General features: G+C 72.5%; 8 protein-coding genes and 1 tRNA gene. 4 read left to right on the top strand and 5 right to left on the bottom strand.

What is annotated here, in order from left to right; all coding sequences use genetic code 11:
• The 3 genes from QZX64_RS06310 to QZX64_RS06300 all read left to right on the top strand — a co-directional run.
• A partial coding sequence (locus QZX64_RS06310) for an SDR family oxidoreductase (RefSeq protein WP_295657751.1) occupies window positions 1-122 on the top strand: 122 nt, incomplete at its 5' end.
• A 167-nt stretch (window positions 123-289) separates the two neighbouring features.
• Entirely contained in the window at window positions 290-832 is a 543-nt protein-coding gene (locus tag QZX64_RS06305; RefSeq protein ID WP_295657748.1) for a heme NO-binding domain-containing protein, read from the top strand.
• A 10-nt stretch (window positions 833-842) separates the two neighbouring features.
• Window positions 843-2,285 carry an ATP-binding protein gene (locus tag QZX64_RS06300; RefSeq protein WP_295657747.1) on the top strand — a complete coding sequence of 481 codons (1,443 nt, stop codon included), beginning with the start codon at window positions 843-845 and terminating at the stop codon, window positions 2,283-2,285.
• A 24-nt stretch (window positions 2,286-2,309) separates the two neighbouring features.
• On the opposite strand, the gene QZX64_RS06295 is transcribed toward QZX64_RS06300, so the two are convergent.
• The 4 genes from QZX64_RS06295 to QZX64_RS06280 form a co-directional block, all read right to left on the bottom strand.
• Window positions 2,310-2,382 (bottom strand) — tRNA-Ala (locus QZX64_RS06295).
• Between the two features lie 109 nt (window positions 2,383-2,491).
• Window positions 2,492-2,869 carry a ribosome silencing factor gene (gene rsfS / locus QZX64_RS06290; RefSeq protein ID WP_295657746.1) on the bottom strand — a complete coding sequence of 126 codons (378 nt, stop codon included), beginning with the start codon at window positions 2,867-2,869 and terminating at the stop codon, window positions 2,492-2,494.
• A complete protein-coding gene (gene nadD / locus QZX64_RS06285; protein ID WP_295657750.1) occupies window positions 2,866-3,501 on the bottom strand; it encodes a nicotinate-nucleotide adenylyltransferase in 636 nt (211 codons plus the stop codon). The genes rsfS and nadD overlap by 4 nt, the downstream gene beginning before the upstream one ends.
• A 7-nt stretch (window positions 3,502-3,508) precedes the next feature.
• The gene (locus QZX64_RS06280) at window positions 3,509-3,661 is read right to left on the bottom strand and encodes a hypothetical protein (RefSeq protein ID WP_295657745.1); all 153 of its coding nucleotides are present in this window, start codon (window positions 3,659-3,661) and stop codon (window positions 3,509-3,511) included.
• 166 nt (window positions 3,662-3,827) lie between these two features.
• Here QZX64_RS06280 and QZX64_RS06275 point away from each other — a divergent pair, with 166 nt between their 5' ends.
• Complete coding sequence (locus QZX64_RS06275; RefSeq protein ID WP_295657744.1) at window positions 3,828-6,743, top strand: M36 family metallopeptidase; 2,916 nt, start codon at window positions 3,828-3,830, stop codon at window positions 6,741-6,743.
• A 590-nt stretch (window positions 6,744-7,333) separates the two neighbouring features.
• Here the strand turns inward: QZX64_RS06275 and QZX64_RS06270 are convergent.
• Complete coding sequence (locus QZX64_RS06270) at window positions 7,334-8,524, bottom strand: glutamate-5-semialdehyde dehydrogenase (protein ID WP_295657749.1); 1,191 nt, start codon at window positions 8,522-8,524, stop codon at window positions 7,334-7,336.
• Window positions 8,525-8,528: the final 4 nt, after the last annotated feature.

Here is an 8,528-nt window from a genome sequence, read left to right as displayed (position 1 = left end):
CTGCCCGCCGCACGGGCGACCCGGCCGAGCTGGCGGCCACGGTGGTGTTCCTGGCCTCGGACGCCGCCGGCTACATCACGGGCCAGACGCTCCCGGTCGACGGCGGGCTGACGATCAGCTGATCGGCGCAGCCGGCGGGGCCGCATCGTTGGTGGCGATCCCCGGCCGCCGGCCGTGGCGGGGCGTCCCGGCGGATGCGCGATTCGCCCTCGCGGGAGCGCGCCGCCGCCTAGTCTTGACGCTGGGAGAGCGCGACCGGCGAGACGGTGTCACGGGGGACGGAACTGCCATGAGGGGCATCATCTTCAACATGGTCGAGGACGCGGTCACGGCCGACCACGGCGCGGCCGCCTGGGACGAGGTCCTGACCTCGGCGGGCGTCGAGGGCGCCTGGACGGCACTGGGCTGCTACCCCAGCTCCCAGCTGGTCCGGGTGATCCACGCGGGGTCCGAGCGGCTCGGCATCGACCCTGACGACCTCACCCGCCGACTCGGCGCGTCGGCCCTGCTGGGCCTCGCCGACCGCTACCCCCACTACTTCGAGCCGTTCACCTCGACCCGGCCGTTCCTGCTCACCCTCAACGCCGTGATCCACCCCGAGGTGCGCAAGGTGCGTGCCCACGGCAACCCCCCGGAGTTCTGGTTCGAGCAGCGCGAGCCCGGCGGGCTCGTGGTCCACTACCGCTCCGAGCGGCGGCTCTGCGCACTCGCGGAGGGCATGATCGCCGGGGCGTCGGCCTACTTCGGCGAGCGGGCCGAGCTCAGCCAGACCCGGTGCGTCCGCGACGGCGCCGACCACTGCGTCATCGACGCCGACTTCGTCGCAGCCTGACCACGCATCCATGGACTCCTCCGACAGCGGGCCGCCGCCCGACCCCGACGTCGCCCTCCTCGAGCGCCGGCTCGACCGCGAGAGGACCCGCCGCGTCGAGGCCGAGCGCATCGGCGAGCAGGTCACCAGCGACCTCTTCTCGACCATCGAGCAGCTGCGGGCGGTGCAGCAGCGGCTGCTGGAGAGCGCCGACCGCACCACGGTCGTGCAGGAGATCGCCCGCGAGCTGCGGCAGGAGCTGCGCGCGGACACGCTGCGTGAGCGGGTCGCCGAGCGGATCGGCACCGCTCTCGCCGCCGACCGCTGCCTGGTGTACGTCGCCGACCCGGCGCCCGCCTTCAGCGACTGGGTGTCGAAGACCGGCACCGCCGCGCGTCCGCTGACCTCGATCGAGCAGGCCGGGGTGGTGCACAGCCTGCTGGCCGACCGGCCGTCGGCGACCACGAGGAACGTGGTGGTGCCCGACGTCGGCGACCCGACCTGGTCGTCGGTCGACCTGCGTCCGGTCGGTCGCACCCTGGACATGTCCGCGCTCGCCATGGTGCCGATGTGGGCCGGGGAGCACCTCGGAGGTGCGGTGGTGCTGATGTCTCGCGACCCCCGCTCCTGGACCGAGCGGGACCTCGCCATCTGCGAGGGCGTGGCCCGCGAGCTCCGGCTGGACCTGGTGCGGGTGCACACCCACGACCAGCACCAGCAGCTGCGCCGGCTCGAGGAGCTCGACCGGGCCCGCGACGCCTTCGTCTCCAACGTCTCCCACGAGCTGCGGACCCCCCTGGCCAGCATCAACGGCTACCTGGAGCTGGTCCGCGACGGCGAGTTCGGGCCGCTGCCGAGCCAGGTCGCCCATGCCGTCGAGGTCATCAGCCGCAACGCCGACCGCCTGCGCCAGCTGGTCGAGGACCTCCTCACGCTGTCGGCGTACGACGCGGGCGAGGCCGCCCTGGAGCTGACCGCGGTCGACGTGGGCCGGGTGGTCACGCACTGCGCCGACGACCTGCGCGCCGGCGCGATGGCGCGCGGCGTCGGGCTCGTCGTGAACGTCTCTGCCGGCCTGGGACCGATCCGCGGCGACGGGTGCCAGCTCACCCGGGTGCTGATCAACGTCATCGGCAACGCCGTGAAGTTCACCCCTCGCGGCGGCCGGGTCGCCGTCGCGGTGGCGCCCGAGCCCGGCGGCGTGGCCGTCGTGGTGTCCGACACCGGGATCGGGATCCCCGCCGACGAGCAGCACCTGGCCTTCACCCGCTTCTTCCGGTCCTCGCTCTCCACGCACTCCGAGGTGCCCGGCACCGGTCTGGGCCTCGCGCTGTCCCGCACGATCGTGGAGCTGCACGGCGGCACCATCGCGCTGGCGTCGGAGGAGTCGCGCGGCACGACCGTCACGATCAGCCTCCCCGCAGGCTGCCTGGACCGGACAGGGGCGGACATGCGAGAAGCCCCCCGTCACTAGACGAGGGGCTTCGCGGTGTCCCGGTGGAGGTGAGGGGACTCGAACCCCTGACCCTCTGCATGCCATGCAGATGCGCTACCAGCTGCGCCACACCCCCGGACCGTCGCCCGCCGGGCAACGCCGAGAATGCTAGCCGGTGGTCCGACGGCGCGCGAATCGGGGGTCGGGCGACGGCCTCGGTCGAGGCGCGCGACCCAGCCGCCGGCTCACCGCTGGTGGGAGACGACGTCAGGCGGCAACGAGATGCTGGGGCAGTCGCGCCAGAGCCGCTCGAGGGCGTAGAACTGCCGCTCCTCCTCGTGCTGCACGTGCACGACCACGTCGCCGTAGTCGATGAGGACCCAGCGCCCGTCGCGCTGGCCCTCGCGGCGGATCGGCTTGGCGCCGATCTCGCGGAGCTTGTCCTCGATCTCGTCGACGATCGACTTCACCTGGCGCTCGTTGGTGGCCGAGGCGAGCACGAAGGCGTCGGTGATGGCCAGCTGCTCGCTGACGTCGAAGGCGATGATCTGCTGGGCGAGCTTGTCGGAGGCCGCGCGTGCGGCAGCGACGACGAGCTCGATGGCGTGGTCCGTGGCGCTCATGCGGGGATGTCTCCTGCGGCGGGGTCGAGTCCGGGATAGAGGTCGTGCTTGGCGATGTACTGGACCACGCCGTCGGGGACGAGGTACCACACCGGCTCACCGCGCTCCTTGCGCTTGCGGCAGTCGGAGGACGAGATGGCCAGCGCGGGGATCTCCACGATCGTGACCCGGTCGGCCGGGATGGCGGCCAGGGTCGTGGCGTCCATCTCGTAGCCGGGGCGGGTGCAGCCGACGAAGCGGGCGAGCTCGAAGACCTCGCCGGCGTCGTGCCAGGTGAAGATGTTGGCGAGCGCGTCGGCACCGGTGATGAAGTAGAGCTCCGCGTCTGGCATCTGCCGGGCCAGGTCGCGCAGCGTGTCGACGGTGTAGGTCGGGCCCTGCCGGTCGATGTCGACCCGGGACACCCGGAACCGCGGGTTGGCCGCGGTCGCGATGACGGTCATCAGGTAGCGGTGCTCGGGCGCCGAGACCGAGCGGTCGGACTTCTGCCAAGGTGCCCCGGTCGGGACGAAGACGACCTCGTCGAGGTCGAACCACGCCTGCACCTCCGAGGCGGCCACCAGGTGGCCGTGGTGGATCGGGTCGAACGTGCCGCCCATCACCCCCACCCGGCGGGTCCTGCGCTGGGTCATCGGCACGTCAGGAGTGCTCGCGCCCGCCACCGAAGGCCAGCAGGGCGAGGAGCAGGGCCAGCAGGATGGCCAGGGTCACGCCGCCCACGGCGTACGGCGAGAGGGCGGGCTCGCCGTGCTCGGCAGCGGCGGCGACGAGGGTGAAGGCGCTCAGGGACATGGCCACACCCTACCGAGCAACCGCCACATCGGCCCGTTCAGGTCTTCCCACCGCACGCCGGCGAGGGTAGACAGGGCACCCCACACTCGGAACGGCGACCACGGTCGCCGGAAGGGACCAGTCGATGCACCGCTCATCTCGGGGCGGAGGAGTCGGCGTCGCCATCGTGACGCTCTCCCTCGCAGCAACCCTCACCCCCTTCGCCTCCACCGCCTCGTCGGTCGGCGCGAACCCATCACCAGCAACGGCCCAGGACGGGCACGCCCACGGCTTCCAGGGCGAGGGCTCGGCCTCGCGCGACAAGGACGTCCGCGACGGCCGGGTCGTCCCCACGGCCAAGCAGAGGTCGGCCGTCGGCGACCTCGACGCCACCGCCCGCTGGAACAGGCTCGGCACCCCCGCGGTGCTGATGGCCACCGACGTGCCCCTCGCCAAGGGCCTCCCGGCCTCCCCCGAGGCCGCGGCGCGGGCCTTCCTCAGCCGGGAGCGCGGCCTGCTCGGGCTCACCGCCAGCGGCGCGGAGTCGCTCGAGACGCTGGCCACCCGCCCCCTCGGCGAGGACGCCTCCGTGGTCGTCCTGCGCCAGCGGTTCGGTGACCTCGAGGCCGGCATCGACGGCATCGCCTCCGTCGGCGTCCGGGGCGGGAAGGTGCTCTACATCAGCTCCTCCCTCGCCCGCGACGCCGCCGCTCCGGCCCCCGCGACGCTGACCGCCGCCGAGGCCGAGGGGCTGGCCGCCCGGGACGCCGGCATCGACGCGCCCGTCGTACGCCGCACCAGCGAGGTCGCCGTACCCGTGCCCGGCGAGGCCGCGCGGGCCGCCTTCCAGGTGGTGCTCGCCTCGGAGACCGACCAGGCCACCGCGTTCACCAGCTACGTCGACGCCCGCACCGGTGAGGTGCTGGTCCGCGAGGATCTCGTCGACCACGACAGCGACAACCCCGACTGGGAGGTCTTCCCGAACAGCCCGCCGACCGACTACTCCTCCACCGACACCCGCCGCACCTGGTGCTACGCGCCCTCGGCGGGCTGCGACGAGGCGGTCGGCACCTCGGCCTCACCCCTGGCCTGGGACATCGACCCCACCACCGGGCAGCCGACGTTCACCACGCTGGGCAACAACGCCATCGCGGTGGAGAACCGCAACAGCAACAACGCCCAGTCGGTCGGCACCGAGACCGCCACCCCGTCGCCGACGCGTGACTACGCCTACCCCTGGACCAACCAGTGGTACCGGGAGCGCTGCAACCCCGAGACCTTCACCTCCCCCGAGCGCGCCGACCTCGACGCCGCCCGGGCCAACCTGTTCGCGATGCACAACCGGATGCACGACTGGTCCTACCACCTCGGCTTCGTCGAGAGCACGTGGAACATGCAGAAGGACAACCTCGGCAGGGCCGGCGGCCTGGGCAACGACTACGAGCAGGGCAACGCGCAGGCCGGTGGCATCTCCGGCGGCCCGCCGACCTTCGCCGCGCGGGACAACGCCAACCAGATCACCCCGCCCGACGGCGTCGCACCCATCACCAACATGTACATGTGGCAGCCCATCGCCGGGTCGTTCTACGCACCGTGCGTCGACGGCGACTACGACATGAGCGTGATCGGTCACGAGTACGGCCACGCCATCACCAACCGGATGATCGCCGGTCCCAGCGGCGGCCTCAGCTCGCCGCAGGGCATGAGCGAGAGCTGGAGCGACCAGGTGGCCATGGAGTACCTCCACGAGCACGGCTACGCGGCGCCGGGCCTCCAGGCCTTCACCATCGGCGAGTACGCCACCAGCGACCCGGTCGCCGGCATCCGCAACTACAACATGAGCCGCAGCCCGCTGAACTACAGCGACATCGGCTACGACCTCACCGGACCGCAGGTCCACGCCGACGGTGAGATCTGGACCGCGACCAACTTCGACATCCGGCAGGCCTTCATCAGCCGGTACGGCGCCGGCGACGCGGCCCTCAACAAGTCCTGCGCCAACGGGCAGACGCCGGTCAACGGGTGCCCGGGCAACCGGCGCTGGATGCAGCTGGTGTTCGACTCGTTCCTCCTGATGGCCAACAGCCAGGTCAGCCAGGTCGACTCCCGCAACGCCCTCCTCGCCGCCGACCTGCTGCGCTTCAACGGCGCCAACCAGGACATCTTGTGGAACTCCTTCGCCCGTCGCGGGCTGGGAGAGGGTGCCACCAGCGCGGGCTACGCCGACGTCGACCCCGTGCCGAGCTTCCGCTCGGCGTACGCCTCGGAGTCGAGGGTGACGTTCGCGCCGCGCGACGAGGACGGCAGGATCGTTCAGGACGCCCAGCTCTACGTCGGCCGCTACCAGGCGCGTGCGGTGCCGGTGGCCGACACCGACCCGACCACCGCGCTGCCGAACACCGTCGAGATGGTGCCCGGCAACTACGAGTTCCTTGCCCGGGCTCCCGGTCACGGCCACGCCCGCGTCCCGCTGACGGCCCTGGCCGCCGGCCAGGCGAGGAGCCTCGCGCCGCGGATGGACACCAACCTGGCGTCGGCCACCAACGGCGCGGCGGTCGAGGGCACCGGCACCGGGCTCACCAGCCTGGTCGACGACGAGGAGGGCACCCAGTGGGCCGCCCTCGACGCCCCGGTCGACCAGCAGCACGTCGTCGTGGACCTCGCCGGCACCCGGAAGCAGGACGTGCGCCGCGTGCAGGTCAGCGCGCACCTGCGTCCGGTCGCCACCCCGAACAACCCCGCCGACCCGCCGCAGAGCCGCTACTCCGCACTCCGGCAGTTCGAGGTGTGGGCGTGCTCGGTGGCCCGCGGCGTCGACTGCGACGAGCAGGACGAGTTCACCCGGGTGTTCGTCAGCCCGGAGGACGCCTTCCCGGCCACCGCTCCCCGGCCGCGGGCGCCCGACCTGATCGTCCGGTCGTTCGACATCCGGCGCACCAGGGCCACGCACCTGTGGCTCCAGGTGGTCACCAACCAGTGCACCGGTGCACCTGACTACGCCGGCGAGCAGGACGACGACCCCCGGGCCGCCACCGACTGCACGACCGCCAGCACCCAGGCGCTCAACGTGCGGGCGGCGGAGTTCCAGGCCTTCACCCGCTGATCGATCCGCGTGCGAGGCACTCGACCGGCTGGTCGGGTGCCTCGCCGCGCGCCGGGCGTGAGCCCGGTGGTCGAGTGCCTCGCGAGGAACGAGCGAGGTGTATCGAGACCCCCAGAGCCCAACCGGGTCTCGATACGCTCGCTGGCGCTCGCTACTCGACCACCGCCCGATCGCCGGTCGAGTGCCTCGCGAGGAACGAGCGAGGTGTATCGAGACCGCCGAGAGCCGGACCGGGTCTCGATACGCTCGCTGGCGCTCGCTACTCGACCAACGAGAAACCGCCTCACTCGCCCGACCACCGCCTGATCGCCGGTCGAGTGCCTCGCGAGGAACGAGCGAGGTGTATCGAGACCCCCGCGAGCCGGACCGGGTCTCGATACGCTCGCTGGCGCTCGCTACTCGACCAACGAAGAACCGCGTTGCTCGCTGGCGCTCGCTACTCGACCAACGAAGAACCGCGTTGCTCGCTGGCGCTCGCTACTCGACCAACGAGAAACCGCATCGCTCGCCCGACCACCGCCCGATCGCCGGTCGAGTGCCTCGCGAGGAACGAGCGAGGTGTGTCGAGACCGCCCACCGAGAAGGTGCGCTCAGCGCACGTGGCCGTCGCCGGTGACGACGTATTTCGTGGACGTCATCTCGGGCAGGCCCATCGGGCCCCGGGCGTGCAGCTTCTGGGTGCTGATGCCGATCTCGGCGCCGAAGCCGAACTCGCCGCCGTCGGTGAAGCGGGTGGAGGCGTTGACGAGCACGGCGGCGGAGTCGACGGCGGCCACGAAGCGGCGGGCGACCGCCTGGTCGCGCGTCACGATGGCCTCGGTGTGGCCGCTGGAGAACCGCCGGATGTGCTCGATCGCGGCGTCGACCGAGTCGACGACGCGGGCGGAGATGTCGAGGGAGAGGTACTCCGCGGCCCAGTCGTCGTCGGTCGCCTCCACCACCCCGTCGTACGTCGCGAACCCGGCGTCGCCGTGCACGGTGACGCCCGCCGCGGTGAGCGCCTCGACGACGCGCGGCACGAACGACTCCGCGAGGTCGGCGTGCACGAGCAGCGACTCGGCGGCGTTGCAGACGCTGGTGCGGTGGGTCTTGGAGTTCAGCACGATCGCCAGCGCCTGGTCGAGGTCGGCGGCGGCGTCGACGTACACGTGGCAGTTGCCCACGCCCGTCTCGATGACCGGCACCGTGGACTCCTCGACCACCGAGCGGATCAGGCCCGCTCCCCCGCGCGGCACCAGCACGTCGACGAGCCCGCGAGCCCGCATCAGCGCCTTGACGCTGTCGTGGCTCTCGCCCGGGACGAGCTGCAGCACGTCGGCGGGGAGACCGGTGGTGGCCACGGCGTCTCGCAGCACCTCCACGACCGCGGCGTTGGAGGAGCGCGCGCTCGAGGAGCCGCGCAGCAGCACCGCGTTGCCGGACTTCAGGCAGATCCCAGCTGCGTCGGCGGTCACGTTGGGGCGCGCCTCGTAGATCATCCCGACGACCCCGAAGGGCACCCGCACCTGACGCAGCTCCAGCCCGTTGGCCAGGGTGGAGCCCCGCACCACCTCGCCCACGGGGTCGGGCAGGCCGGCGACGTCGCGCAGGCCCTGCGCCATCGCCTCGAGCCGCTCGGCGGTGAGCCGCAGCCGGTCCACGACGCCTGCCGGCGTGCCCGCGGCCTCGGCCCGCGCGACGTCCTCGGCGTTCGCGGCCAGCACCGCCTCCGACGCGGCGAGCAGCGCCCCGGCCATCGCGTGCAGGGCCGCGTCCTTGGTGGCGCGGGTGGCGAGGGCCAGCTCG

It is taken from the genome of uncultured Nocardioides sp. (genome assembly GCF_902805925.1).
Lineage (GTDB): Bacteria > Actinomycetota > Actinomycetes > Propionibacteriales > Nocardioidaceae > Nocardioides.
The sequence above is the reverse complement of the archived record's forward strand: the minus strand, read 5'-3'. Positions and strand labels throughout refer to the sequence as shown.